This is a genomic window from Pseudomonas sp. NFACC24-1 (assembly GCF_900115235.1).
GTDB lineage: Bacteria > Pseudomonadota > Gammaproteobacteria > Pseudomonadales > Pseudomonadaceae > Aquipseudomonas > Aquipseudomonas fluorescens_AA.
On sequence record NZ_FOVS01000013.1, the window covers coordinates 61,586 to 84,662 of the forward strand.

A 23,077-nucleotide genomic window follows, 5' to 3' on the forward strand; every position below is an offset into this window, starting at 1 on the left:
GCCCTTGTAAGAGTCCATCGCGATGACGCCTCTCGAAACCAAGCGCCCGCTGCAGCTCAACGATCAGGGCCAGCTGCGGCACTTCCTGTCCCTCGACGGCCTGCGCCGCGAGCTGTTGACGGAAATCCTCGACACTGCCGACTCGTTCCTCGAAGTCGGTGCCCGGGCGGTGAAGAAAGTCCCGTTGCTGCGCGGCAAGACCGTGTGCAACGTGTTCTTCGAAAACTCCACCCGCACCCGCACCACCTTCGAACTGGCGGCCCAGCGCCTGTCGGCGGACGTGATCACCTTGAACGTGTCCACGTCCTCGGCGAGCAAGGGCGAAACCCTGCTCGACACCTTGCGCAACCTCGAAGCCATGGCCGCCGACATGTTCGTCGTGCGCCACGGCGACTCCGGCGCAGCGCACTTCATTGCCGAACACGTGTGCCCGCAAGTGGCGATCATCAACGGCGGCGACGGCCGTCACGCCCACCCGACCCAGGGCATGCTCGACATGCTGACCATCCGTCGACACAAAGGCAGCTTCGAAAACCTGTCGGTGGCCATCGTCGGCGACATCCTGCACTCGCGGGTCGCCCGCTCGAACATGCTGGCCCTCAAGACCCTCGGTTGCCCGGACATCCGCGTGATCGCGCCGAAAACCCTGCTGCCCATCGGCGTCGAGCAATACGGCGTGAAGGTCTACACCGACATGACCGAAGGCCTCAAGGATGTGGACGTGGTGATCATGCTGCGCCTGCAACGCGAGCGCATGACCGGCGGCCTGCTGCCCAGCGAAGGCGAGTTCTACCGCCTGTTCGGCCTGACCACCGCCCGGCTGGCCGGGGCCAAGCCGGATGCCATCGTCATGCACCCGGGGCCGATCAACCGCGGCGTGGAGATCGAGTCGGCGGTGGCCGACGGCCCGCACTCGGTGATTCTCAACCAGGTGACCTACGGCATCGCCATCCGCATGGCCGTGCTGTCCATGGCCATGAGCGGGCAAACGGCCCAGCGCCAATTCGACCAGGAGAACGCCCAGTGAAGCTCAGCATTCTCGGCGCACGCGTGATCGATCCAGCCAGTGGCCTGGATCAAGTGACTGACATTCATATCGATGCCTGCAAGATCGTCGCCCTGGGCGCCGCGCCCACCGGTTTCGTGGCGGCTGAAATCCTCGACGCCCAGGGCCTGGTGGCCGCGCCTGGCCTGGTGGACCTGAACGTCGCCCTGCGCGAACCGGGCTACAGCCGCAAAGGCAGCATCGTCAGCGAAACCCGGGCTGCTGCCGCCGGTGGCGTGACCAGCCTGTGCTGCCCTCCGCAGACCAAACCGGTGTTGGACACCTCGGCCGTGGCCGAACTGATCCTCGACCGCGCCCGCGAAGCCGGCAACACCAAGGTCTTCCCGATCGGCGCACTGAGCAAAGGCCTCGACGGCGAGCAACTGGCCGAACTCATCGCCCTGCGGGACGCCGGGTGCGTGGCGTTCGGCAACGGCCTGAACAGTTTCCGCAACACCCGCACCCTGTGCCGCGCCCTGGAATACGCGGCGACCTTCGGCCTGACGGTGATCTTCAACTCCCAGGATCACGACCTGGCCGAAGGTGGCCTGGCCCACGAAGGCCCGACCGCCAGCTTCCTCGGCCTGCCGGGCATCCCGGAAACCGCCGAGACCGTGGCCCTGGCCCGGGACCTGCTGTTGGTGGAACAAAGCGGCGTGCGCGCCCACTTCAGCCAGCTGACCAGCGCCCGCGGCGCGGCGTTGATCGCCCAGGCCCAGGCCCGCGGCTTGCCGGTCACCGCCGATGTGGCGCTGTACCAGTTGATCCTGACCGACGAGGCGCTGATCGACTTCAACAGCGTCTACCACGTCCAGCCGCCGCTGCGCACCCGCGCCGACCGCGATGGCCTGCGCGAGGCGGTGAAGTGCGGGGTGATCTCAGCCATCTCCAGCCATCACCAACCCCACGAGCGTGATGCCAAGCTGGCCCCGTTCGGCGCCACCGAGCCGGGCATCAGCAGCGTCGAATTGCTGCTGCCGCTGGGCCTGACGCTGGTGGAAGACGGCTTGCTGGACCTGCCGACCTTGCTGGCCCGCCTGAGCGCCGGCCCGGCCCAGGCGCTGCAATTGCCAGCGGGGAAACTGGCGGTGGGCGCCGCGGCGGACCTGGTGCTGTTCGACCCAGCCGCATCCACCGTGGCCGGCGAAGCCTGGCGCTCCAAGGGCGACAACTGCCCGTTCCTCGGTCACAGCCTGCCGGGGGTGGTGCGCTATACCCTGATGGATGGGCGGATCACTCACCAGGCCTGATACCGCGTCGCCTGCTTCGCGAGCAAGCCCGCTCCCACATTGGATCTGAGGTGTTCACACATCATGTGTTCACAACGGATCCCGTGTGGGAGCGGGCTTGCTCGCGAATGCAGGCGACTCGGTCTAGCCGACTTAGTGAAAAGCCCCCCGCTTCTGCGCATTACGAATCGACACCTGATCGTTCAATGTCCAGAAGTCATACAGCACCCCGAGAAAAAACACCCCGCCGGTCAGCAGGTAAATAATCCCGCTGATCCACTTGCCCTGATACATCCGGTGTACGCCCAGCACCCCGAGAAACGTCAGCAGAATCCACGCCACGCTGTACTCGATCGGCCCTGGGGTGAAACGCAGGTCCGCCTCGCGGTCCATGGACGGGATCAGGAACAGGTCGATCAGCCAACCGATGCCCAGCAGGCCGAAGGTGAAGAACCAGATCGTGCCTGTGACCGGTTTTCCGTAATAGAAACGGTGGGCGCCGGTAAAACCGAAAATCCACAGCAGATACCCAATGACTTTGCTGTGGGTATCGCGGATTGCGTCCTGCTGATAGCTGTTCATGAATGGCCTCTTTTGCCTCGATAGAAAAATTTGTTCGGACTTTTTGTGACTTTTTTGTGTCTCGCCGACAAGCGGTCCTGGACGACGCGAACCGGGGAAACCCCCGTGTCACGGGGGTTCTGTCGGACAATCAAGCCCAATTGTCGCCATTGTGCAGGGTTTACGCTGGGTTTCGAATCGACAAACGGCCTCGGAATGGCAAAAAAAGCTGTTATAAAGTTGCGCGCTAACCTTTAAGAGCCTTGCCTAATGCGTCCATTTTTCAAGACATGGCTAACCATTTGCCTATTATTGCCACTGGCCGCCCACGCCACCAATCGTGAGCAACGTCTTCCCAACGTCAACGGCTACACCCCGAAATCCCATGTTTCTGCTCCTTCGAGCAAGAACAAGCCAAGCGTCCAGCGCGTGGGCACGGCCAACAGCAAGCTGGTGCCGCCCATGGCGACCAAAGCGAGCAGCAACGTGCTGAGCCGCGCCGTGAATGTACTCGGCACACCCTATCGTTGGGGCGGCAGCAGCCCAAGTAAAGGCTTCGATTGCAGCGGGTTGGTGAAATACGCCTTCAACGACGCCACGTTCGACCTGCCGCGCACGTCCAACGCCATGGCCGCCGGTCACGGTGAGAAGGTCGAGCGCAAGGATCTCAAGCCCGGCGACCTGATCTTCTTCAAGCTCAAGAGCCGCCGGGTCAACCACGTGGCCATCTACCTGGGCAACGACCGTTTCATCCACGCCCCACGCCGTGGCAAGTCGGTGACCATCGACACCTTGAACAAGCCGTACTGGGACACCCACTACGTGGTCGCCAAGCGAGTGCTGCCCAAAGAGCCAGGTGCGCTGCGCGTGGTTCAGCGCTGAGCTGAAGAACTCACTGGCCCCCTGTGGCGAGGGGATTTATCCCCGCTGGGCTGCGAAGCAGCCCCAAATGGCCAGCCTGAAATAAAGGTGAAAGCCTTATATTGTTGGGGGGCGCTTCGCGCCCCAGCGGGGATAAATCCCCTCGCCACAGATAAATCCCCTCGCCACAGGTAAATCCCCTCGCCACAGGTCACACCGCTTGCCCCTCTAGAAGTTATCCGGCGTCCGCGCCTTCTCCCGCGCATGCTCACGACTGATCAAGCCTTTGCTCACCAAGTCCTTCAAACACATATCCAGCGTCTGCATCCCCAGCGAACCGCCGGTCTGGATCGATGAGTACATCTGCGCGATTTTGTCTTCGCGGATCAGGTTCCGAATGGCCGAGGTGCCCAGCATGATCTCGTGCGCGGCAATCCGGCCCCCACCGATTTTCTTGATCAACGTCTGGGAAATCACCGCCTGCAACGACTCCGACAACATCGAGCGAACCATGGATTTCTCGTCACCGGGAAACACGTCCACCACCCGGTCGATGGTCTTGGCCGCCGAGGTGGTGTGCAAGGTGCCGAACACCAGGTGCCCGGTTTCGGCGGCGGTCAGCGCCAGGCGGATGGTTTCCAGATCGCGCATCTCGCCCACCAGGATCACGTCCGGATCCTCCCGCAGGGCTGAACGCAGGGCCGTGGAGAAACTTTGGGTATCGCGGTGCACCTCGCGCTGGTTGATCAGGCACTTGCGCGGCTCGTGAACGAATTCGATAGGGTCTTCGATGGTGAGGATGTGATGGTGCTTATGGCTGTTGAGGTAGTCGATCATGGCCGCCAGGGTGGTGGACTTGCCCGAACCGGTCGGCCCGGTCACCAGCACCAGCCCGCGCGGCGATTCGGTCACCTTGCGAAACACCTCGCCCATCCCCAGGTCTTCCATGGTCAGGACTTTCGACGGAATGGTCCGGAACACCGCCCCCGCGCCGCGATTCTGATTGAAGGCGTTGACCCGGAATCGCGCGACACCCGGCACGTCGAAGGAAAAGTCGGTCTCCAGAAACTTTTCGTAATCCACCCGTTGCCGGTCGTTCATGATGTCGTAGATCAGTTCATGGACCTGCTTGTGGTCCAGCGCCGGCAGGTTGATCCGCCGTACATCGCCATCCACGCGGATCATCGGCGGCAGCCCGGCGGACAGGTGCAGGTCCGACGCCCCCTGTTTGGCGCTGAACGCCAGCAGTTCAGTGATATCCATAGCGCTCCTCAATTCCAGTAGAATGCCGCGAACCTCACCGCTGGCGCTTCCTTTATGTCCACGATAGCAGACAACATTGCTCAGGTTAGTTCGCGCATCCGCACGGCGGAGCAGACCGCCCAACGTACCGAAGGCAGTGTCCAACTGCTGGCCGTGAGCAAGACCAAGCCTGCCCAGGCCCTGCGTGAAGCCTATGCCGCCGGCCTGCGGGACTTCGGCGAGAACTACCTGCAAGAGGCCCTGGGCAAACAGGCCGAATTGACCGACCTGCCCTTGATCTGGCACTTCATCGGCCCCATTCAATCGAACAAGACGCGTGCTATCGCCGAACACTTCGACTGGGTGCATTCCGTGGATCGCTTGAAAATTGCACAGCGCCTGTCCGAGCAGCGCCCGACCGAGTTGCCGCCGCTGAACATCTGTATCCAGGTCAACGTCAGCGGTGAAGCCAGCAAATCCGGCTGCACCCCGGCGGACCTGCCCGCCCTGGCCAGCGCCATCAGCGCTTTGCCGCGCCTGAAGCTGCGCGGGCTGATGGCGATTCCCGAACCCACCGAAGAACGTACCGCCCAGGATGCAGCCTTCGCCGCCGTTCAACGCCTGCAAGCCAGCCTGGCACTGCCGCTGGACACGCTTTCCATGGGCATGAGCCACGACCTCGAGTCGGCCATTGCCCAAGGCGCCACCTGGGTGCGCATCGGTACTGCCCTGTTTGGTGCCCGCGACTACGGTCAATCCTGAACCATGACCGACTCATCTCTTTATAAGGACCTGTCATGAGCAACACGCGTATTGCCTTCATAGGCGCCGGCAACATGGCCGCCAGTCTGATCGGCGGCCTGCGGGCCAAGGGCCTGGACGCTTCGCTGATCCGCGCCAGCGATCCGGGTGAAGAGACCCGCACCCGAGTGAGTGCCGAGCACGGCATCGAAACCTTCGCCGACAATGCCCAGGCCATCGACGGTGCCGACGTCATCGTGCTGGCGGTCAAGCCGCAAGCGATGAAAACTGTCTGCGAAGCCCTTCGCCCCAGCCTCAACCCCCATCAACTGGTGGTGTCGATTGCCGCCGGCATCACCTGCGCCAGCATGAACAACTGGCTCGGCGAGCAGCCGATCGTACGCTGCATGCCCAACACGCCGGCACTGCTGCGCCAGGGCGTCAGCGGCCTGTTCGCCACGCCAGGCGTGACCGCCGAGCAACGCCAGCAGGCCGAAACGCTGCTGTCGGCCGTCGGCCTGGCCCTGTGGCTGGACACCGAACAGCAACTGGACGCGGTCACCGCCGTCTCCGGCTCCGGCCCGGCGTACTTTTTCCTGCTGATCGAAGCCATGACCGCCGCTGGCGAAAAACTTGGCCTGACCCGGGAAACCGCCGCCCAGTTGACCTTGCAGACCGCCCTCGGTGCCGCGCACATGGCGGTGTCGAGCGATGTCGATGCGGCCGAGCTGCGTCGTCGCGTGACCTCGCCGGCCGGCACCACCGAAGCGGCCATCAAATCGTTCCAGGCCGGGGGCTTCGAAGCCCTGGTGGAAAAAGCACTCGGCGCCGCCGCGCACCGCTCGGCCGAAATGGCCGAACAACTGGGCCAATAAGGAGCCATTCATGATTGGATTGAACACTGCAGCGGTCTACGTGCTGCAAACCCTCGGCAGCCTGTACTTACTGATCGTACTGCTGCGTTTCGTGCTGCAACTGGTGCGCGCCAACTTCTACAACCCGCTGTGCCAGTTCATCGTCAAGGCCACCCAGCCGCTGCTCAAGCCACTGCGGCGGATCATCCCGAGCCTGTTCGGCCTGGACATGTCGTCGCTGGTCCTGGCGATCCTCGTGCAAATGGCGCTGATGGCCCTGACCCTGCTGCTGACCTACGGCACCACCGGCAACCCGCTGCAATTGCTGATCTGGTCGCTCATTGGCGTCACCGCGCTGTTCCTGAAGATTTTCTTCTTCGCCCTGATCATCAGCGTGATCCTGTCCTGGGTCGCACCAGGCAGCCATAACCCGGGCGCCGAGCTGGTGAACCAGATCTGCGAGCCGGCCCTGGCGCCGTTCCGTCGCATCGTGCCGAACCTGGGCGGCCTGGATATCTCGCCGATCCTGGCGTTCATGGTGCTCAAGCTCATCGACATGCTGGTGATCAACAACCTGGCGGCGATGACCATGATGCCGGAAATCCTGCGGCTGCTGATCTGACGCCCCCAGCTCTGCTCTCTGTGGCAAAAGAACTGTCTGTGGCGAGGGGATTTATCCCCGCTGGGCCGCGAAGCGGCCCCAAAGCAGACAGCTCGGTCAGTCTGATACTCCACATACTCAGGTTTCAGGGCTGCTTCGCAGCCCAGCGGGGATAAATCCCCTCGCCACAAATAAATCCCCTCGCAACCGTTGTATCCCCTGGTTGCGCCTTTGCTTGCCGCCCGCCACAGCGGTCTTTAGACTTACGCCTCATTTCAACGCGAGCAGGGTCGATGCCAGCTGCCTTTCCCCCCGATTCCGTTGGTCTGGTGACGCCGCAAACGGCGCATTTCAGCGAGCCCCTGGCCCTGGCCTGCGGTCGTTCGTTGCCAGCCTATGACCTGATCTACGAAACCTACGGCACCCTCAATGCCACGGCGAGCAATGCCGTGCTGATTTGCCACGCCTTGTCGGGGCATCACCACGCCGCCGGCTACCACAGCATCGACGACCGCAAGCCCGGTTGGTGGGACAGTTGCATCGGCCCGGGCAAGCCCATCGACACCAGCAAGTTCTTCGTGGTCAGCCTGAACAACCTGGGCGGCTGCAACGGCTCCACCGGCCCCAGCAGCCTCAACCCGGACACCGGCAAGCCCTTCGGCGCCGATTTCCCGGTGCTGACCGTGGAAGACTGGGTCCACAGCCAGGCCCGCCTGGCCGATCGCCTCGGTATCGGCCAGTGGGCCGCCGTGATCGGCGGCAGCCTGGGAGGCATGCAGGCCCTGCAATGGACCATCACTTACCCGGACCGCGTGCGCCACTGCCTGGCAATCGCCTCGGCCCCCAAGCTGTCGGCGCAAAACATCGCCTTCAACGAAGTGGCGCGCCAGGCGATCCTCACCGACCCCGAATTCCACGGCGGTTCGTTCCAGGAACACGGCGTGATCCCCAAGCGCGGGCTGATGCTGGCGCGGATGGTCGGGCACATCACCTACCTGTCCGACGACTCCATGGGCGAGAAATTCGGCCGCGGCCTCAAGAGCGAAAAGCTCAACTACGACTTCCACAGCGTCGAATTCCAAGTCGAGAGCTACCTGCGCTATCAGGGTGAAGAATTCTCCGGGCGTTTCGACGCCAACACCTACCTGTTGATGACCAAGGCCCTGGACTACTTCGATCCGGCGGCGAACTTCGACGATGACCTGGCGAAAACTTTCGCCAAGGCCACCGCCAAGTTCTGCGTGATGTCGTTCACCACCGACTGGCGCTTCTCCCCGGCGCGCTCGCGGGAGCTGGTGGACGCACTGATGGCCGCGCGCAAGGATGTCTGCTACCTGGAAATCGACGCGCCCCAGGGCCACGACGCCTTTTTGATCCCGATCCCGCGCTACCTGCAGGCGTTCGGCAACTACATGAACCGTATAACGCTGTGAGGACGCCATGAGAGCCGATCTGGACATCATCCAGGAATGGATCCCCGCCGGCAGCCGCGTGCTCGATCTGGGCTGCGGCAACGGCGAACTGCTGACCTGGCTGCGGGACAACAAGCAAGTGACCGGCTACGGCCTGGAAAACGACCCGGACAACATTGCCGAGTGCGTCGCCAAGGGCATCAACGTCATCGAGCAGGACCTGGACAAGGGCCTGGGCAACTTCGCCAGCAACAGCTTCGACATCGTGGTCATGACCCAAGCCCTGCAAGCGGTGCACTACCCGGACAAGATCCTCGACGAAATGCTGCGGGTCGGGCGCCAGTGCATCATCACCTTCCCCAACTTCGGGCATTGGCGTTGCCGCTGGTACCTGGCGAGCAAGGGACGCATGCCGGTGTCGGATTTCCTGCCCTACACCTGGTACAACACGCCGAACATCCACTTCTGCACCTTCAAGGATTTCGAAGCGCTGTGCCGCGAACGTGAAGCCAAGGTCATCGATCGCCTGGCCGTGGACCAGCAGCACCGCCACGGGTGGGCCAGCAAGCTATGGCCTAATCTGTTAGGTGAAATAGGCATCTATCGGGTCAGCAGCCCAGGCCTTGCCGATTACCAGGTCGCGGTGTAAGCCCCGGCCTCACCAGGAGCACGACATGAAACGTCTAGCGTTGTTTCTCATCACCGCTTGCCTGAGCGTGGGCGCCATGGCCGCCGACGTCATCAAGGGCGAACGCAAGGAAGTGTTCGGTGATATCACCGTGCACTACAACACGTTCAACTCCACCTTCCTGACGCCAGATATCGCCAAGGGCGCCGAGCTGATCCGCAGCAAGCAACAGGGTGTGATCAACGTCTCGGTGCTCAAGGATGGCAAGCCCTTGATGGCCCAGGTCAGCGGCACGGTGAAAGACCTCACCAGCCAGAGCATCCCGCTGAAATTCAAGCAGGTGACCGAGCAAGGCGCGATCTACTACATCGCCCAGTATCCGGTACCCCAGCAGGAAACTCGTACCTTCGAGATCAAGGTGCAAACCGGCGACAAGATCAACACCCTCAACTTCAACCAGGAACTGTTCCCCGGCGAATGATGAACCTCACCCAACTCGTACTGGCCAGCCACAACGCCGGCAAACTCAAGGAACTGCAGGCCATGCTCGGCGGGTCGGTGCAGTTGCGCTCGATTGGCGAATTCAGCCAGGTGGAACCGGAAGAGACCGGCCTGTCGTTCGTCGAGAACGCCATCCTCAAGGCCCGCAATGCCGCACGCATCTCGGGCCTGCCGGCGCTCGCCGACGATTCCGGGCTGGCCGTGGACTTCCTCGGCGGCGCACCGGGCATTTACTCGGCCCGTTACGCTGACGGCAAAGGAGACGCTGCGAACAACGCCAAGCTGCTCGATGCCCTCAAGGACGTGCCCGAAGCCGAGCGCGGCGCGCAGTTCGTGTGTGTGCTGGCCCTGGTCCGGCATGCCGATGATCCGCTGCCGATCCTCTGCGAAGGCCTGTGGCACGGACGCATTCTCACCGAAGCCAGCGGCGAGCACGGTTTTGGCTATGACCCGCTGTTCTGGGTCCCTGAGCGCAATTGCTCCAGCGCCGAGCTGGGGCCGGTGGAAAAGAACCAACTGAGCCACCGCGCCCGCGCCATGGCCCTGCTGCGTCAACGCCTGGGCCTGCAATGACCGACGACGCCCCCGCACCCCTGATCCATGGCGGTGCACAAACGCCTCGGGCGCCGCTGCCGGTGCTGCCGCCCCTGGCGTTGTACATCCACATCCCGTGGTGCGTGCGCAAATGCCCCTATTGCGACTTCAACTCCCACACCGCCAGTCCACAGCTGCCGGAGGAGGAATACGTCGACGCTTTGCTGGCCGATCTCGATCAGGACCTGCACGGGGTTCATGGCCGCGAACTGAGCTCGATCTTCTTCGGCGGCGGTACGCCAAGCCTGTTCAGTGCCCAGGCCCTGGGCCGGTTGCTCAAGGGTGTCGAGGCGCGGATCCCCTTCGCCCAGGACATCGAAATCACCCTGGAAGCCAACCCCGGCACGTTCGAGCAAGAAAAGTTCGTCGCTTACCGGGCCCTGGGCATCAATCGCCTGTCCATCGGCATCCAGAGCTTCCAGCAGGCCAAGCTCGAAGCCCTGGGGCGCATCCATAACGGTGACGAAGCGGTACGCGCCGCCGGCATGGCCCGCCAGGCCGGGTTCGACAACTTCAACCTGGACCTGATGCATGGGCTGCCCGACCAGTCCCTCGACGACGCCTTGAGCGACCTGCGCCAGGCCATTGCCTTGAAGCCGACCCACCTGTCCTGGTACCAGTTGACGCTGGAACCGAACACGGTGTTCTGGAACCAACCGCCGACCTTGCCCGAAGACGACACGCTGTGGGATATCCAGGAAGCCGGGCAGGCCTTGCTGGCCGAACACGGCTACGCCCAATACGAAGTCTCGGCCTACGCCCAGCCCGGCCGGGCGGCGCGGCATAACCTCAACTACTGGAGCTTCGGCGACTTCATCGGCATCGGCGCCGGCGCCCACGGCAAGCTCAGCCATCCGGACGGGCGCATCGTGCGCACCTGGAAGACCCGACTGCCCAAGGACTATCTCAATCCGGCCAAAAGCTTCCAGGCTGGCGAGAAAACCCTGGCCAATGAAGAACTGCCGTTCGAGTTCCTGATGAACGCCCTGCGCCTGACCGCAGGCGTGGACGCGCGGCTGTACCCGGAACGCACCGGGTTGCCCCTGCAAAGCCTGGCCGAAGGCCGGCGCGAGGCCGAACAAAGCGGGTTGTTGCAGGTCGAACCGACACGTCTGGCGGCCACCGAGCGCGGACAGCTGTTTCTCAATGACTTGCTGCAGACATTTCTGAGCTGATCAACACAAGGAAATCGAATGGATCTGGTACTCGACCTGCTGGCCACCGTGTCCCGCTGGAGCCGCAGCAACCTGTCGGAAATCTCCCTGGCATTGGTAGGCTGCCTGCTGGTGCTGTTTGGTGCCGACATCAAGGGCTGGGTCGACCAACGCCTGGGCAGCATCGCCGGCGCCTTGCGCGTCCCCTTGATCGCCCTGCTGTGCATGATCGGCAGCGGTGCGGCGCTGATCTATGCCACGCCATGGATCGTCAGGGGCTTGAGCCAGTTCAACAACTACAGCCTGGCGCCGGTGTTGTTGGTGGTGCTGGTGTTGATTGGCGTGGTGGCGGATCGGCGCTGATCCCTCAGACACCACAAAACAAATGTGGGAGCGAGCTTGCTCGCGATGGGGCCATAACATCCAACATCAATGTTGACTGCTATGCCGCCATCGCGAGCAAGCTCGCTCCCACAGGAGATCCCATTTCAACAGGATCTTCGGGTTTTACGCCACCTTCTCGAACTTCAAATCCCAAACCCCATGCCCCAGCCGTTCGCCACGGCGCTCGAACTTGGTGATCGGCCGTTCGGCCGGGCGTGGCACGCACTTGCCGTCTTCGGCCAGGTTGCGATAGCCCGGGGCGACGTTCATCACTTCCAGCATGTACTCGGCGTAGGGTTCCCAGTCGGTGGCCATGTGCAGCACACCGCCGACCTTCAACTTGCTGCGCACCAGTTCAGCGAACGACGCCTGGACGATACGGCGCTTGTGGTGCCGGCTTTTGTGCCAAGGATCCGGGAAGAACAGCATCAGCCGGTCGAGACTGTTGTCGGCCACGCAGCGGTTGAGCACTTCGATGGCGTCGCAATCGTAGACCCGCAGGTTGGTCAGCCCTTGGGTCAGCACGCCGTTGAGCAGCGCACCGACACCGGGACGGTGGACTTCCACCCCGATGAAATCCTGCTCCGGCGAAGCGGCGGCCATTTCCAGCAACGAGTGCCCCATGCCGAAGCCGATTTCCAGCGAGCGCGGGGCCGAGCGGCCGAACACCTGGTCAAAATCCACCGGCGCATCGGCCAGGGGCAGGACAAACAGCGGCGCGCCCTGCTCCAGGCCGCGCTGCTGGCCTTCGGTCATGCGCCCGGCGCGCATCACGAAACTCTTGATGCGGCGGTGCTGGCGCTCTTCGCCTTCTTCCGGCAGGACCGGCGTGTCGTTCGATTCAGTCATCAATGGCTCTTACTTGATCAGACCATCCAGCGGCGAGGAGGCGCTGGCGTAAAGTTTTTTCGGCATGCGGCCGGCGAGGTACGCCAGGCGACCGGCGACGATGGCGTGCTTCATGGCTTCGGCCATCAGGACCGGCTGCTGGGCGTGGGCGATGGCCGAGTTCATCAGCACCGCTTCGCAACCCAGCTCCATGGCGATCGTGGCGTCGGAGGCGGTGCCGACACCGGCATCCACCAACACCGGGATCTTGGCTTCTTCCAGGATGATCTGCAGGTTGTACGGGTTGCAGATCCCCAGGCCAGTGCCGATCAGGCCGGCCAGCGGCATGACCGCGATGCAGCCGATTTCCGCCAGTTGACGGGCGATGATCGGGTCATCGCTGGTGTAGACCATCACGTCGAAACCTTCCTTGACCAGGGTTTCGGCGGCCTTGAGGGTCTCGATCACGTTGGGAAACAGGGTTTTCTGGTCCGCCAGCACTTCCAGCTTCACCAGGTTGTGGCCATCGAGCAGTTCACGGGCCAGGCGGCAGGTGCGCACGGCCTCGATGGCGTCGAAGCAACCGGCGGTGTTCGGCAGGATGGTGTAGCGATCCGGCGGCAGGATATCCAGCAGGTTCGGTTCGCCCGGGTTCTGGCCGATGTTGGTCCGGCGCACGGCGACGGTCACGATCTCGGCGCCCGAGGCCTCGATGGCCAGGCGGGTTTCTTCCATGTCGCGGTATTTGCCGGTGCCTACCAGCAAGCGCGACTGGTAGGTACGACCGGCCAGGACGAAGGGCTTGTCGCTACGAACAATGCTCATGGGAAATCCTCTGTTGGGGTGAGGTTCTTGCGAAATGCTGCGAAACCGAGGCGACTAGCCACCACCGATGGCGTGGACCACTTCGACCGAATCGCCGTCGTTCAACGTGGTTTCGGCGTGCAGGCTGCGCGGGACGATATCCAGATTGAGCTCCACCGCGACGCGACGTCCAGCGAGTTCCAGACGGGTCAGCAGGGCCGCAACGGTTTCACCGTCGGGCAGTTCAAGGGGTTCGCCGTTCAACTGAATGCGCATGCCGGATGCCGCCATCATTTTTAGGGGCTGGCATTCTAGCCCGATCAGTCTGGGCGACCCAAGCCATTCGTCATGAAATGGACCGGCAGGTCAGCCCAGCCGCCAGGCGGCAAGCCCCAGGCACAACCAGCCGATCAGGAACGCCACGCCACCCAACGGGGTGATGATGCCCAGCTTGCTGATGCCGGTAAGGGTCAACAGATACAGACTGCCGGAGAACAACAGGATGCCGACGACAAACGAAATCCCGGCCCAAGTGACGACGCGTCCGGGAATGTGCGTGGCCAGCAACGCAACGCCCAGCAACGCCAGGGTATGCACCAGTTGGTAGGTGACACCGGTGTGGAAAATCGCCAGGTAATCGGCGCTCAGGCGATTTTTCAGGCCATGGGCGGCAAATGCCCCCAGCGCCACGCCCGTGAAACCGAAAAAAGCCGCCAGCATCAGAAAGCTACGCAACATGGGAACTCCAGTCAGACTCGGTGGACAGGGTCTGTATAATGGCCCGCTCGACGGGTTCGGCCAAGCCATCTCTATGCTGCGTTTATTGTTTCGACGATTCCTTAAAGCCCTGCTCTGGTTCGCCGTCGGCAGCGTCTTGCTGGTGCTGCTGTTTCGCGTGGTGCCGCCGCCGTTCACGGCGCTGATGATCGAGCGCAAGGTTGAATCCTGGTTCGGCGGTGAGCCGATCGACCTGCAACGCACCTGGCAGCCTTGGGACCGGATTTCCGACAGCCTCAAGGTGGCGGTGATCGCTGGTGAAGATCAGAAATTCCCCGAGCACTGGGGCTTCGACATTGGCGCGATCCAGGCCGCCTTCGCTCACAATGGGCGTGGCGGTTCGATTCGCGGCGCCAGCACCCTCAGCCAGCAAGTGTCCAAGAACCTGTTCCTGTGGTCGGGCCGCAGCTGGCTGCGCAAAGGCCTGGAGGCCTGGTTCACCGCGCTGATCGAAGTGCTCTGGCCCAAGCAGCGGATCCTTGAGGTGTATCTCAACAGCGTCGAGTGGGATGACGGTGTGTTCGGGGCGGAAGCAGCAGCACGCCATCACTTCCGCACCAGCGCCGACGCCTTGTCCCGGCAACAGGCCAGCCTGCTGGCGGCGGTATTGCCCAACCCGCGGAAATGGAGCGCCAGCCGACCGAGCCCCTATGTGCTACGGCGGGCGGGCTGGATTCGCCAGCAGATGAGCCAGCTGGGGGGTGACAGCTACCTGTTGGAGCTCGATCGTTCGCGGCGGGTGCCTTGGGCGCAATAGCCACCCGCTTTATGATCGTCCCCACGCTCCGCGTGGGAATGCAGCACGGGACGCTCCGCGTCCCAAAGCGTGACGCGGAGCGTCACAGGATGCGTTCCCACGCAGAGCGTGGGAACGATCACATCAGAGGTTTTGCCCACACAAACAAAAACGCCCCGATCATCGCTGATCGGGGCGTTTTCTTAGGCGTTACCGTCGTCAAGCCGCAATCGACACCTTGAGCTTGTTCATCGCGCTCTTCTCGAGCTGGCGAATCCGCTCGGCCGACACGTTGTACTTCTGCGCCAGGTCGTGCAGCGTGGCTTTTTCCTCGGCCAGCCAGCGCTGGTAGAGGATGTCGCGGCTGCGTTCGTCCAGCACTTCCAGAGCTTCGTGCAGGTTGGTGTTGGAGTTGTCGCTCCAGTCGGCGTCTTCCAGTTGACGCGCCGGGTCATACCGGTGGTCTTCCAGGTAGTTGGCCGGCGATTGGAAAGCGCTGTCGTCGTCCGCTTCGGCGGCCGGGTCGAAGGCCATGTCATGGCCGGTCAGGCGGCTTTCCATCTCGCGCACTTCCCGAGGCTCTACGCCCAGGCTTTCAGCCACGCGGTGGACTTCTTCGTTGTTCAGCCAGGCCAGACGCTTCTTCTGGCTGCGCAGGTTGAAGAACAGCTTGCGCTGGGCCTTGGTGGTCGCGACTTTCACGATGCGCCAGTTGCGCAGGATGAACTCGTGGATTTCCGCCTTGATCCAGTGCACGGCGAACGACACCAGGCGCACACCCATTTCCGGGTTGAAGCGCTTGACCGCCTTCATCAGGCCGACGTTGCCTTCCTGGATCAGGTCGGCCTGGGCCAGCCCGTAGCCGGAATAGCTGCGGGCGATATGTACGACAAAACGCAGGTGGGCGAGCACCATCTGCCGAGCCGCCTCAAGATCCTGCTCATAATAGAGACTCTCGGCCAGTTCACGCTCCTGCTCGGGCGTCAGCAAGGGGATGCTGTTCACCGTGTGCACATAGGCCTCCAGGTTCGCACCCGGGACCAGAGCATAAGCAGGTTGCAAAGAAGTGGTCATACGAAAAAACCTCCGACTCACATAACTCGTGCAGTTCAGCACTGCGAAAATTGACCGGGAACCCTAAGACAAGTTCCCACAAAAACCGAAAGGTCAATACGCGCAAAAAACACTATTTTGGCGCAAGCTCACGCAAGTGGCGTGCGACCGCAATCCATGCACCGATATAACCCAACAGCACCGCGCCAAGCAAGAGCGACAGACCGTCGGCGACTGGCACTCCGGCCAGCGCGAAATCACTGCCGTACAAACCGGCCAGCCCCACTACCGCATCGTTCAGCCAGTCCAGGCCAAACGCCAATACGCCCCAGGACAGAATCCCCGCACCGAAGCCATACAGCGCCCCCATATAAAGGAAGGGCCTGCGTACATAACTGTCCGTACCGCCGACGAGTTTAATCACTTCTATCTCGGTGCGGCGGTTTTCAATATGAAGACGAATGGTATTGCCTATCACCAAAAGTAATGCAGAAACCAGCAGCACCGTCAGACCGAAGACAAACCGGTCGCCGAGCTTGAGGATCGCCGCAAGACGCTCGACCCAGACTAGATCAAGTTGCGCCTGTTGTACCTTCGGCAACTCGGAAAGTCTTTGTCTTAATGCTTCAAGGGCGGGCTTGTCGACCTCGTTCGGCGTCACCAGCACCACGCCCGGCAGCGGGTTCTCCGGCAGCTCCTTGAGCGCATCGCCCAGGCCGGACTGTTGCTGGAACTCCTCCAGCGCCTGCTCGCGGCCGATGTACTCGGCTTCAGCCACACCCGGCATCGCCTTGATCTGCTCACCCAATGCCTGGCCTTCGGCGGGACTGGCGTCCATCTGCAGGTACAGGGAAATCTGCGCCGCGCGCTGCCAGGAGCCGCCCAGGCGCTCCACATTATTCAGCAATAATGACAGGCCCATAGGCAGGCTCAAGGCGACCGCCATCACCATGCAGGTAAAGAAGCTGCCGATGGGCTGCTTGCCCAGGCGCCGCAGGCTGTCCAGCAGGCTGGCGCGATGGCTTTCGATCCAGGCGCGCAGCAGCGTGGCGAAATCCGGGCCGTCGTCATCGTCGCGCTTTTTCTTTTGCGGCTGCGGATCGGAGGCCTTCGGGGCCACGCGTTCGGCCACTTTCGGGCTGCGAGTAGCACTCATGCGCCAGCCTCCCCGTCACCGATCAATCGACCGCGTTGCAAGGTGAGCATGCGGTGACGCATGCGGGCGATCAGGGCCAGGTCGTGACTGGCGATCAGCACACTGGTACCCAGGCGGTTGATGTCTTCGAACACGCCCATGATTTCCGCCGCCAGGCGCGGGTCGAGGTTACCGGTGGGCTCGTCCGCCAGCAGCAAGGCCGGGCGATGGACGATGGCACGGGCGATGCCGACGCGCTGTTGCTGGCCGGTGGACAGGTCGCCCGGGTACAGGTCGGTCTTGTCCGACAGGGCCACGCGCTCCAGGGCCGAATCCACCCGCTTGATGATTTCGGCCTTGGACAGGCCAAGGATCTGCAACGGCAACGCCACGTTGTTGAACACCGTGCGATCGAACAGCAACTGGTGATTCTGGAACACCACGCCGATCTGCCGCCGCAGGTAGGGGATCTGGGCATTGCTGATGGTGCTCAGGTCCTGGCCGGCCAGCAGCAGTTTGCCGGTGGAAGGCCGCTCCATCGCCAGCAACAGGCGCAGCAAGGTGCTTTTACCGGCACCGGAATGGCCGGTGACAAACAGAAACTCGCCCCGACGGACCCGAAAGCTCAGCTCATGCAAGCCGACGTGACCGTTCGGATAGCGTTTACCGACCTGTTCGAAACGAATCATGAATGCTCCCGTTCGGCAAACAGTGCCTGGACAAAGGGCTCGGCTTCAAAGGTGCGCAAGTCGTCGATGCCTTCGCCCACGCCGATGTAGCGAATGGGCAGGCCGAATTGCTTGGCCAGGGCGAAAATCACCCCGCCCTTGGCGGTGCCGTCGAGCTTGGTCAGGGCCAGCCCGGTCAGTTCGACGGTCTGGTTGAATTGCTTGGCCTGGTTAATGGCGTTCTGGCCAGTACCGGCGTCCAGGACCAGCAGCACTTCGTGGGGCGCGTCGGCGTCGAGCTTGCCGATCACCCGGCGCACCTTCTTCAATTCTTCCATCAGGTTGTCTTTGGTGTGCAGGCGACCGGCGGTGTCGGCGATCAGCACATCGATGCCACGGGCCTTGGCCGCCTGCACGGCGTCGAAGATCACCGAAGCGGAGTCGGCGCCGGTGTGTTGGGCGATCACCGGGATCTTGTTGCGCTCGCCCCACACTTGCAGTTGTTCGACCGCGGCGGCGCGGAAGGTGTCGCCGGCGGCGAGCATGACTTTCTTGCCTTCGAGCTGCAGCTTCTTGGCCAGCTTGCCGATGGTGGTGGTCTTGCCGGCGCCATTGACGCCAACGACCAGAATCACGAATGGCTTGTTCTGCGAGGCGATCACCAGCGGCTTTTCCACCGGCTTGAGCAGGCTGGTCAGCTCGCCCTGCAGGGATTTGTACAGGGCGTCGGCATCGGTCAGCTGCTTGCGCGCGACCTTCTGGGTCAGGCTCTGGATAATCACCGAGGTGGCCTCGACGCCGACATCGGCGGTCAGCAGGCGGGTTTCGATGTCCTCCAGCAATTCGTCGTCGATGACTTTCTTGCCCAGGAACAGGCTGGCCATGCCTTCGCCGATGCTGGCGCTGGTCTTGGACAAGCCCTGCTTGAGGCGGGCGAAGAAGCCGACCTTGTTTTCCTCAGCGCTACGGACGGGCTCGACGGCGGCCATGGTTTCCAGCACGGCAGGTGCCGGCTCGGGGGCGGCAGGCGCAACCACGGGTGCAACGACGGCGGCTGGCGGTTCGATGAAAGCTTCGACGACCGGCGCCTCGACAACCTGTGTCGGCGCTGGAATCGGCGGGGTGATATGAGGCGCCGTTTCCTCGACCAGCGCGACGGGCTCTTCCGCCACCGGCAAGGTCAGCCAGGGCGTTTGCCCGGCGGGCGGGGTCAGCGGCTGCTCGGCCATCGGCTCGGCAACGGGCTCAGGCTCGACCGGTTGCAGCACCGGCTCGGCGATCGGCAGGACAATGGGCGCGGCTGCTTCGGCCACTGTCTCGGCGGCGGGCTCAGGCAGCGCTTGTGGCTGTTCGACGACGGTATCCTGCGGCTTCTTGCGCAGCCATCCGAACAGGCCTTTTTTCTCGCCAGCCGCGGCTGGGGTCTTCTTGTCGTCGTTGGAACCAAACATGGAGGACGGCTATCTCACGGTAGCGACGCGCCACGAGGGCGCCTCGGTGATAAATATTCAATGCTGAACAGACTGCGTTTCATCCAGCTTGTTCACGCGCAACATTTTGTCGAAGCGTCCCCAGGACGCCTCAAAGTCGATTTTTTCGAAGGACTGGTACGGCATCATCGGCGAAAACGCCGGGATCAACGAGCAAACCCAGGGTTTCTCCGCAGAACCCAGGCAACCCCGGGCCGATAAAAGGCCCGATAGGCGTGGCCGCCAGTAAAACGGATCAGTATCCTAGCACCTCCTCGCCTGCCGAGGCTAAGACCTAGCAGGCAACCCAACAGGTTTAAACACGAATGAATGCTCTTGCCCGCCGCGCCGCAGGCCTGCTGCTCAGCACAGTTTGTCTGCCTCTTTCAGCCTTGGCTGCCGACCCACAACCCACCCATGAATTCACCCTCGACAACGGCCTGAAGGTCGTCGTGCGCGAAGACCATCGTGCGCCGGTGGTGGTGTCCCAGGTCTGGTACAAGGTCGGTTCCAGCTACGAAACGCCAGGCCAGACTGGTTTGTCCCACGCCCTTGAGCACATGATGTTCAAGGGCAGTGAAAAAGTCGGCCCCGGCGAAGCGTCGCTGATCCTGCGCGACCTCGGTGCCGAAGAGAACGCCTTCACCAGCGACGACTTCACCGCCTACTACCAGGTGCTGGCCCGCGACCGCCTGGGCGTGGCCTTCGAACTGGAAGCTGATCGCATGGCCAGCCTGCGCCTGCCGCCGGAGGAATTCAGCCGCGAGATCGAGGTGATCAAGGAAGAGCGCCGCATGCGCACCGACGACAAGCCCATGTCCAAGGCCTACGAGCGTTTCAAGGCCATGGCTTACCCGGCCAGCGGCTACCACACGCCGACCATCGGCTGGATGGCCGACCTGGACCGGATGACCGTCGAGGAACTGCGTCACTGGTACGAGTCCTGGTACACCCCGAACAACGCGACCCTGGTGGTGGTTGGCGACGTGACGCCGGAGGAGGTCAAATCCCTGGCCCAGCGTTATTTCGGCCCGATTGCCCGGCGCGCGGTGCCGGTCGCGAAAATCCCTCTTGAACTGGCCGAACCCGGCGAACGCCAGATCACCCTGCACGTGCAGACCCAACTGCCCAGCGTGATGCTGGCCTTCAACGTGCCGAGCATCGCCACCGCGACGGACAAGGCCTCGGTCAACGCGTTGCGGCTGATCTCGGCCCTGCTGGACGGCGGCTACAGCGGCCGGATCCCGACCCAACTGGAGCGCGGCGAAGAATTGGTGTCCGGCGGCTCGTCGAGCTACGACGCCTTCACCCGCGGCGACTCGTTGTTCACCTTGTCGGCGACGCCCAACACGCAGAAAAACAAAACCCTCGCCCAGGCAGAAGCAGGCTTGTGGCGCTTGCTTGAGCAGTTGAAAACCACCGCCCCGACCGCCGAGGAACTGGAACGCGTGCGCGCCCAGGTCATCGCCGGCCTGGTGTATGAGCGCGACTCGATCACCAGCCAGGCCACCGCCATCGGCCAGCTGGAAACCGTCGGCTTGTCCTGGAAGCTGATGGACACCGAACTCGCCGAACTGCAAAGCGTGACCCCGCAAGACATCCAGAAGGCAGCCCAGCTGTATTTCACCCGCTCGCGCCTGAGCGTTGCGCACGTCCTGCCCGAGGAGAAAGCTCATGAGTGAGCGCAAATCATCGCGCCTGGTGCCGATCGGCCTGGTACTGATCGCCCTGGCCGGCGCCCTGGCCTTTTACTTGTCGCCGTCCAGCGACTCCAACGCCAGCCAGGCATTGGACAAGGCCAAGTCCGGCAACAAGCTGCAATCCCTGGCCGAACTGAACGACAAGGCCCCCAGTCGGCGCCAGCTCGACGTGCAAACCTGGACAACCGCTGACGGCGCCAAGGTGCTGTTCGTCGAAGCCCGGGAATTGCCGATGTTCGACCTGCGCCTGACCTTCGCCGCCGGCAGCAGCCAGGACGGCGACGCCCCCGGCCTCGCCCTGCTGACCAACGCCATGCTCAACGAAGGCGTGGCCGGCAAGGACGTCAGCGCCATTGCCCAAGGCTTCGAAAGCCTCGGCGCGGACTTCGGCAACGGTGCCTATCGGGACATGGCCGTGGCGTCCCTGCGCAGTCTCAGCGCAGCCGACAAGCGTGAGCCGGCATTGGAGCTGTTCGCCGAAGTCGTCGGCAAACCGACCTTCCCCGCCGACTCCTTCGCCCGGATCAAGAACCAGATGCTCGCCGGCTTCGAATACCAGAAGCAGAACCCCGGCAAACTGGCGGGCCTGGAACTGATGAAGCGCCTGTACGGCGAGCATCCTTATGCCCATTCCAGCGACGGCACCGCCGAGAGCATTCCACCGATCACCCTGGCCCAGGCCCGGGCGTTCCACGCCAAGGCCTATGCCGCCGGCAACGCAGTGATTGCACTGGTGGGGGACTTGTCCCGCGCCGAAGCCGAAACGATTGCCAACCAGGTCGCCGCCGCGCTGCCCAAAGGCCCGGCCCTGGCGAAAACCCCGCCACCGGTGGAGCCGAAGGCGAGCATCGGCCACATCGAGTTCCCGTCCAAGCAGACCAACCTGATGCTCGCGCAGTTGGGCATCGACCGCGACGATCCAGACTATGCCGCGGTGTCCCTGGGCAACCAGATCCTCGGCGGCGGTGGCTTCGGCACGCGGCTGATGACTGAAGTCCGCGAAAAACGCGGCCTGACCTACGGCGTGTATTCCGGCTTCACGGCGATGCAGGCCCGCGGCCCGTTCATGATCAACCTGCAGACCCGTGCCGAGATGAGCGAAGGCACCTTGAAACTGGTGCAGGATGTGTTCGCCGACTACCTCAAGAACGGTCCGACCCAGAAAGAACTCGATGACGCCAAGCGTGAGTTGGCGGGCAGCTTCCCTCTGTCCACCGCCAGCAATGCCGACATCGTCGGCCAGCTCGGCGCCATGGGGTTCTATGACTTGCCGCTCAGCTACCTGGAAGATTTCATGCGCCAGTCCCAGGAACTGACGGTCGAGCAGGTCAAGGCCGCGCTGAACAAACACCTGAGCACCGACAAAATGGTCATCGTCACCGCCGGCCCGAGCGTGCCGCAAAAGCCGTTGCCGCCCCCTACTGACAAACCTGCCGAGCAGCCGCTCGGGGTTCCGGAGCACTAATGGCCCGCCCATCGAATTCCAGCAAGAAACCCGTGCACAACGGTGTGAACCAGTTGCGCATCATCGGCGGCGAATGGCGCAGCCGGCGCCTGAGTTTCCCGGATGCCCCGGGGCTGCGCCCCACCCCGGACCGCGTGCGGGAAACCCTGTTCAACTGGCTCGCGCCCTACGTGGCAGGCGCCCGGGTGCTCGATCCATTCGCCGGCAGCGGCGCGCTGTTTCTCGAGGCCCTGTCCCGTGGCGCCGCCATGGGCCAGGCGCTGGATGCCAGCAACCTGGCGGTCTCCAGCCTCAAGGAACACCTGGGCACCCTGCGTTGCACCGTCGGTCAGGTGCAGACCGCCGACGCGCTGCGCTACCTGGACAGCCAACCGGCAACGCCTTTCGACCTGGTGTTCCTGGACCCTCCTTTCAACCAGAACCTGTTGCCGACGGTCTGCGCCTTGCTCGAGGAGCGTCAGTGGCTGGCCGAGGATGCCTGGGTCTACACTGAAAGCGAGACTGCCCCGTCCACCCTGGGCTTGCCGGGCAATTGGCGCTTGCACCGCGAGCAGAAATCCGGACGGGTGTATTACGCGTTGTGGCAGCGTTTGCCAAAGGACATTGGCTGAACGGCTGACCAGTGCATCGAGAAT

General features: G+C 63.0%; 26 protein-coding genes. 16 read left to right on the forward strand and 10 right to left on the reverse strand.

Annotation, left to right across the window (positions count from 1 at the left end; genetic code table 11):
• Positions 1-22: 22 nt before the first annotated feature.
• A complete protein-coding gene (locus tag BM317_RS14030; protein WP_003177495.1) occupies positions 23-1,027 on the forward strand; it encodes an aspartate carbamoyltransferase catalytic subunit in 1,005 nt (334 codons plus the stop codon).
• The gene (locus BM317_RS14035) at positions 1,024-2,295 is read left to right on the forward strand and encodes a dihydroorotase (RefSeq protein WP_092474671.1); all 1,272 of its coding nucleotides are present in this window, start codon (positions 1,024-1,026) and stop codon (positions 2,293-2,295) included. Before BM317_RS14030 ends, BM317_RS14035 begins: the two co-directional genes overlap by 4 nt.
• Before the next feature lie 132 nt (positions 2,296-2,427).
• On the opposite strand, the gene BM317_RS14040 is transcribed toward BM317_RS14035, so the two are convergent.
• Complete coding sequence (locus tag BM317_RS14040) at positions 2,428-2,856, reverse strand: NINE protein (protein WP_092170738.1); 429 nt, start codon at positions 2,854-2,856, stop codon at positions 2,428-2,430.
• Between the two features lie 249 nt (positions 2,857-3,105).
• On the opposite strand from BM317_RS14040, the gene BM317_RS14045 reads away from it, so the two are divergent.
• A complete protein-coding gene (locus BM317_RS14045) occupies positions 3,106-3,717 on the forward strand; it encodes a C40 family peptidase (RefSeq protein WP_060740205.1) in 612 nt (203 codons plus the stop codon).
• Between the two features lie 207 nt (positions 3,718-3,924).
• On the opposite strand, the gene BM317_RS14050 is transcribed toward BM317_RS14045, so the two are convergent.
• Complete coding sequence (locus BM317_RS14050; protein WP_092170735.1) at positions 3,925-4,959, reverse strand: type IV pilus twitching motility protein PilT; 1,035 nt, start codon at positions 4,957-4,959, stop codon at positions 3,925-3,927.
• Positions 4,960-5,013: 54 nt separating this feature from the next.
• Here BM317_RS14050 and BM317_RS14055 point away from each other — a divergent pair, with 54 nt between their 5' ends.
• The 9 genes from BM317_RS14055 to BM317_RS14095 all read left to right on the forward strand — a co-directional run bounded on the left by BM317_RS14055 (position 5,014) and on the right by BM317_RS14095 (position 11,786).
• Entirely contained in the window at positions 5,014-5,700 is a 687-nt protein-coding gene (locus BM317_RS14055; RefSeq protein ID WP_092170732.1) for a YggS family pyridoxal phosphate-dependent enzyme, read from the forward strand.
• Positions 5,701-5,735: 35 nt separating this feature from the next.
• Positions 5,736-6,554, forward strand: a complete 819-nt coding sequence (gene proC, locus BM317_RS14060) for a pyrroline-5-carboxylate reductase (RefSeq protein ID WP_092474674.1) — start codon at positions 5,736-5,738, stop codon at positions 6,552-6,554.
• Between the two features lie 10 nt (positions 6,555-6,564).
• The gene (locus BM317_RS14065; RefSeq protein WP_060740201.1) at positions 6,565-7,155 is read left to right on the forward strand and encodes a YggT family protein; all 591 of its coding nucleotides are present in this window, start codon (positions 6,565-6,567) and stop codon (positions 7,153-7,155) included.
• 272 nt (positions 7,156-7,427) lie between these two features.
• Positions 7,428-8,567: a homoserine O-succinyltransferase MetX gene (locus BM317_RS14070; protein WP_092170724.1), complete on the forward strand. Its 1,140-nt coding sequence runs from the start codon at positions 7,428-7,430 to the stop codon at positions 8,565-8,567.
• Between the two features lie 7 nt (positions 8,568-8,574).
• Positions 8,575-9,195, forward strand: a complete 621-nt coding sequence (gene metW, locus BM317_RS14075) for a methionine biosynthesis protein MetW (protein WP_060740200.1) — start codon at positions 8,575-8,577, stop codon at positions 9,193-9,195.
• Between the two features lie 25 nt (positions 9,196-9,220).
• Complete coding sequence (locus tag BM317_RS14080) at positions 9,221-9,655, forward strand: DUF4426 domain-containing protein (RefSeq protein ID WP_092474677.1); 435 nt, start codon at positions 9,221-9,223, stop codon at positions 9,653-9,655.
• Entirely contained in the window at positions 9,652-10,248 is a 597-nt protein-coding gene (gene rdgB / locus BM317_RS14085) for an RdgB/HAM1 family non-canonical purine NTP pyrophosphatase (protein WP_092474680.1), read from the forward strand. Before BM317_RS14080 ends, rdgB begins: the two co-directional genes overlap by 4 nt.
• A complete protein-coding gene (hemW, locus tag BM317_RS14090; protein ID WP_092474683.1) occupies positions 10,245-11,444 on the forward strand; it encodes a radical SAM family heme chaperone HemW in 1,200 nt (399 codons plus the stop codon). Before rdgB ends, hemW begins: the two co-directional genes overlap by 4 nt.
• An 18-nt stretch (positions 11,445-11,462) precedes the next feature.
• Entirely contained in the window at positions 11,463-11,786 is a 324-nt protein-coding gene (locus BM317_RS14095; RefSeq protein WP_060740196.1) for a DUF3392 domain-containing protein, read from the forward strand.
• 144 nt (positions 11,787-11,930) lie between these two features.
• On the opposite strand, the gene trmB is transcribed toward BM317_RS14095, so the two are convergent.
• From trmB to BM317_RS14115, 4 genes are all read right to left on the reverse strand, one after another.
• Positions 11,931-12,656 carry a tRNA (guanosine(46)-N7)-methyltransferase TrmB gene (gene trmB, locus BM317_RS14100; RefSeq protein WP_014340682.1) on the reverse strand — a complete coding sequence of 242 codons (726 nt, stop codon included), beginning with the start codon at positions 12,654-12,656 and terminating at the stop codon, positions 11,931-11,933.
• A 9-nt stretch (positions 12,657-12,665) separates the two neighbouring features.
• On the reverse strand, positions 12,666-13,460 hold the full coding sequence (locus BM317_RS14105) for a thiazole synthase (RefSeq protein ID WP_060740195.1): 795 nt from the start codon (positions 13,458-13,460) through the stop codon (positions 12,666-12,668).
• A gap of 54 nt (positions 13,461-13,514) precedes the next feature.
• Positions 13,515-13,715 carry a sulfur carrier protein ThiS gene (gene thiS, locus BM317_RS14110; protein WP_170842332.1) on the reverse strand — a complete coding sequence of 67 codons (201 nt, stop codon included), beginning with the start codon at positions 13,713-13,715 and terminating at the stop codon, positions 13,515-13,517.
• A gap of 90 nt (positions 13,716-13,805) precedes the next feature.
• Positions 13,806-14,177: a DUF423 domain-containing protein gene (locus BM317_RS14115; RefSeq protein WP_092170712.1), complete on the reverse strand. Its 372-nt coding sequence runs from the start codon at positions 14,175-14,177 to the stop codon at positions 13,806-13,808.
• 73 nt (positions 14,178-14,250) lie between these two features.
• Between BM317_RS14115 and mtgA the strand changes: the two genes are divergently transcribed.
• Positions 14,251-14,973 carry a monofunctional biosynthetic peptidoglycan transglycosylase gene (gene mtgA / locus BM317_RS14120; protein ID WP_092474686.1) on the forward strand — a complete coding sequence of 241 codons (723 nt, stop codon included), beginning with the start codon at positions 14,251-14,253 and terminating at the stop codon, positions 14,971-14,973.
• Positions 14,974-15,171: 198 nt separating this feature from the next.
• Here the strand turns inward: mtgA and rpoH are convergent, their stop codons facing one another.
• The 4 genes from rpoH to ftsY form a co-directional block, all read right to left on the reverse strand.
• Positions 15,172-16,026, reverse strand: a complete 855-nt coding sequence (gene rpoH / locus BM317_RS14130) for an RNA polymerase sigma factor RpoH (RefSeq protein WP_003177476.1) — start codon at positions 16,024-16,026, stop codon at positions 15,172-15,174.
• Positions 16,027-16,138: 112 nt separating this feature from the next.
• Complete coding sequence (ftsX, locus tag BM317_RS14135) at positions 16,139-17,161, reverse strand: permease-like cell division protein FtsX (RefSeq protein ID WP_060740191.1); 1,023 nt, start codon at positions 17,159-17,161, stop codon at positions 16,139-16,141.
• Positions 17,158-17,829 (reverse strand): cell division ATP-binding protein FtsE, encoded by a 672-nt coding sequence (gene ftsE / locus BM317_RS14140; RefSeq protein ID WP_060740190.1) that lies wholly within the window; start codon positions 17,827-17,829, stop codon positions 17,158-17,160. The genes ftsX and ftsE overlap by 4 nt, the downstream gene beginning before the upstream one ends.
• Positions 17,826-19,259, reverse strand: a complete 1,434-nt coding sequence (gene ftsY / locus BM317_RS14145; protein WP_092170703.1) for a signal recognition particle-docking protein FtsY — start codon at positions 19,257-19,259, stop codon at positions 17,826-17,828. The genes ftsE and ftsY overlap by 4 nt, the downstream gene beginning before the upstream one ends.
• Before the next feature lie 344 nt (positions 19,260-19,603).
• Here ftsY and BM317_RS14150 point away from each other — a divergent pair, with 344 nt between their 5' ends.
• Genes BM317_RS14150 through rsmD form a run of 3 tightly spaced genes read left to right on the forward strand, consistent with a single transcriptional unit; the run spans position 19,604 to position 23,053 of the window.
• Positions 19,604-20,959: a M16 family metallopeptidase gene (locus BM317_RS14150; RefSeq protein ID WP_092170700.1), complete on the forward strand. Its 1,356-nt coding sequence runs from the start codon at positions 19,604-19,606 to the stop codon at positions 20,957-20,959.
• Positions 20,952-22,442, forward strand: a complete 1,491-nt coding sequence (locus BM317_RS14155; RefSeq protein WP_092474689.1) for a M16 family metallopeptidase — start codon at positions 20,952-20,954, stop codon at positions 22,440-22,442. Before BM317_RS14150 ends, BM317_RS14155 begins: the two co-directional genes overlap by 8 nt.
• Positions 22,442-23,053 carry a 16S rRNA (guanine(966)-N(2))-methyltransferase RsmD gene (gene rsmD / locus BM317_RS14160; RefSeq protein ID WP_092170692.1) on the forward strand — a complete coding sequence of 204 codons (612 nt, stop codon included), beginning with the start codon at positions 22,442-22,444 and terminating at the stop codon, positions 23,051-23,053. Before BM317_RS14155 ends, rsmD begins: the two co-directional genes overlap by 1 nt.
• Positions 23,054-23,077: the final 24 nt, after the last annotated feature.

What these genes read in the sequence shown, in the direction of transcription:
- BM317_RS14030 (WP_003177495.1), top strand. Translation starts at nt 23, where the DNA reads ATGACGCCTCTCGAAACCAAGCGCCCGCTGCAGCTCAACGATCAGGGC.
- BM317_RS14040 (WP_092170738.1), bottom strand. Translation starts at nt 2,856, where the DNA reads ATGAACAGCTATCAGCAGGACGCAATCCGCGATACCCACAGCAAAGTC.
- BM317_RS14045 (WP_060740205.1), top strand. Translation starts at nt 3,106, where the DNA reads ATGCGTCCATTTTTCAAGACATGGCTAACCATTTGCCTATTATTGCCA.
- BM317_RS14050 (WP_092170735.1), bottom strand. Translation starts at nt 4,959, where the DNA reads ATGGATATCACTGAACTGCTGGCGTTCAGCGCCAAACAGGGGGCGTCG.
- BM317_RS14055 (WP_092170732.1), top strand. Translation starts at nt 5,014, where the DNA reads ATGTCCACGATAGCAGACAACATTGCTCAGGTTAGTTCGCGCATCCGC.
- proC (WP_092474674.1), top strand. Translation starts at nt 5,736, where the DNA reads ATGAGCAACACGCGTATTGCCTTCATAGGCGCCGGCAACATGGCCGCC.
- BM317_RS14065 (WP_060740201.1), top strand. Translation starts at nt 6,565, where the DNA reads ATGATTGGATTGAACACTGCAGCGGTCTACGTGCTGCAAACCCTCGGC.
- BM317_RS14070 (WP_092170724.1), top strand. Translation starts at nt 7,428, where the DNA reads ATGCCAGCTGCCTTTCCCCCCGATTCCGTTGGTCTGGTGACGCCGCAA.
- metW (WP_060740200.1), top strand. Translation starts at nt 8,575, where the DNA reads ATGAGAGCCGATCTGGACATCATCCAGGAATGGATCCCCGCCGGCAGC.
- BM317_RS14080 (WP_092474677.1), top strand. Translation starts at nt 9,221, where the DNA reads ATGAAACGTCTAGCGTTGTTTCTCATCACCGCTTGCCTGAGCGTGGGC.
- rdgB (WP_092474680.1), top strand. Translation starts at nt 9,652, where the DNA reads ATGATGAACCTCACCCAACTCGTACTGGCCAGCCACAACGCCGGCAAA.
- hemW (WP_092474683.1), top strand. Translation starts at nt 10,245, where the DNA reads ATGACCGACGACGCCCCCGCACCCCTGATCCATGGCGGTGCACAAACG.
- BM317_RS14095 (WP_060740196.1), top strand. Translation starts at nt 11,463, where the DNA reads ATGGATCTGGTACTCGACCTGCTGGCCACCGTGTCCCGCTGGAGCCGC.
- trmB (WP_014340682.1), bottom strand. Translation starts at nt 12,656, where the DNA reads ATGACTGAATCGAACGACACGCCGGTCCTGCCGGAAGAAGGCGAAGAG.
- BM317_RS14105 (WP_060740195.1), bottom strand. Translation starts at nt 13,460, where the DNA reads ATGAGCATTGTTCGTAGCGACAAGCCCTTCGTCCTGGCCGGTCGTACC.
- thiS (WP_170842332.1), bottom strand. Translation starts at nt 13,715, where the DNA reads ATGCGCATTCAGTTGAACGGCGAACCCCTTGAACTGCCCGACGGTGAA.
- BM317_RS14115 (WP_092170712.1), bottom strand. Translation starts at nt 14,177, where the DNA reads ATGTTGCGTAGCTTTCTGATGCTGGCGGCTTTTTTCGGTTTCACGGGC.
- mtgA (WP_092474686.1), top strand. Translation starts at nt 14,251, where the DNA reads ATGCTGCGTTTATTGTTTCGACGATTCCTTAAAGCCCTGCTCTGGTTC.
- rpoH (WP_003177476.1), bottom strand. Translation starts at nt 16,026, where the DNA reads ATGACCACTTCTTTGCAACCTGCTTATGCTCTGGTCCCGGGTGCGAAC.
- ftsX (WP_060740191.1), bottom strand. Translation starts at nt 17,161, where the DNA reads ATGAGTGCTACTCGCAGCCCGAAAGTGGCCGAACGCGTGGCCCCGAAG.
- ftsE (WP_060740190.1), bottom strand. Translation starts at nt 17,829, where the DNA reads ATGATTCGTTTCGAACAGGTCGGTAAACGCTATCCGAACGGTCACGTC.
- ftsY (WP_092170703.1), bottom strand. Translation starts at nt 19,259, where the DNA reads ATGTTTGGTTCCAACGACGACAAGAAGACCCCAGCCGCGGCTGGCGAG.
- BM317_RS14150 (WP_092170700.1), top strand. Translation starts at nt 19,604, where the DNA reads ATGAATGCTCTTGCCCGCCGCGCCGCAGGCCTGCTGCTCAGCACAGTT.
- BM317_RS14155 (WP_092474689.1), top strand. Translation starts at nt 20,952, where the DNA reads ATGAGTGAGCGCAAATCATCGCGCCTGGTGCCGATCGGCCTGGTACTG.
- rsmD (WP_092170692.1), top strand. Translation starts at nt 22,442, where the DNA reads ATGGCCCGCCCATCGAATTCCAGCAAGAAACCCGTGCACAACGGTGTG.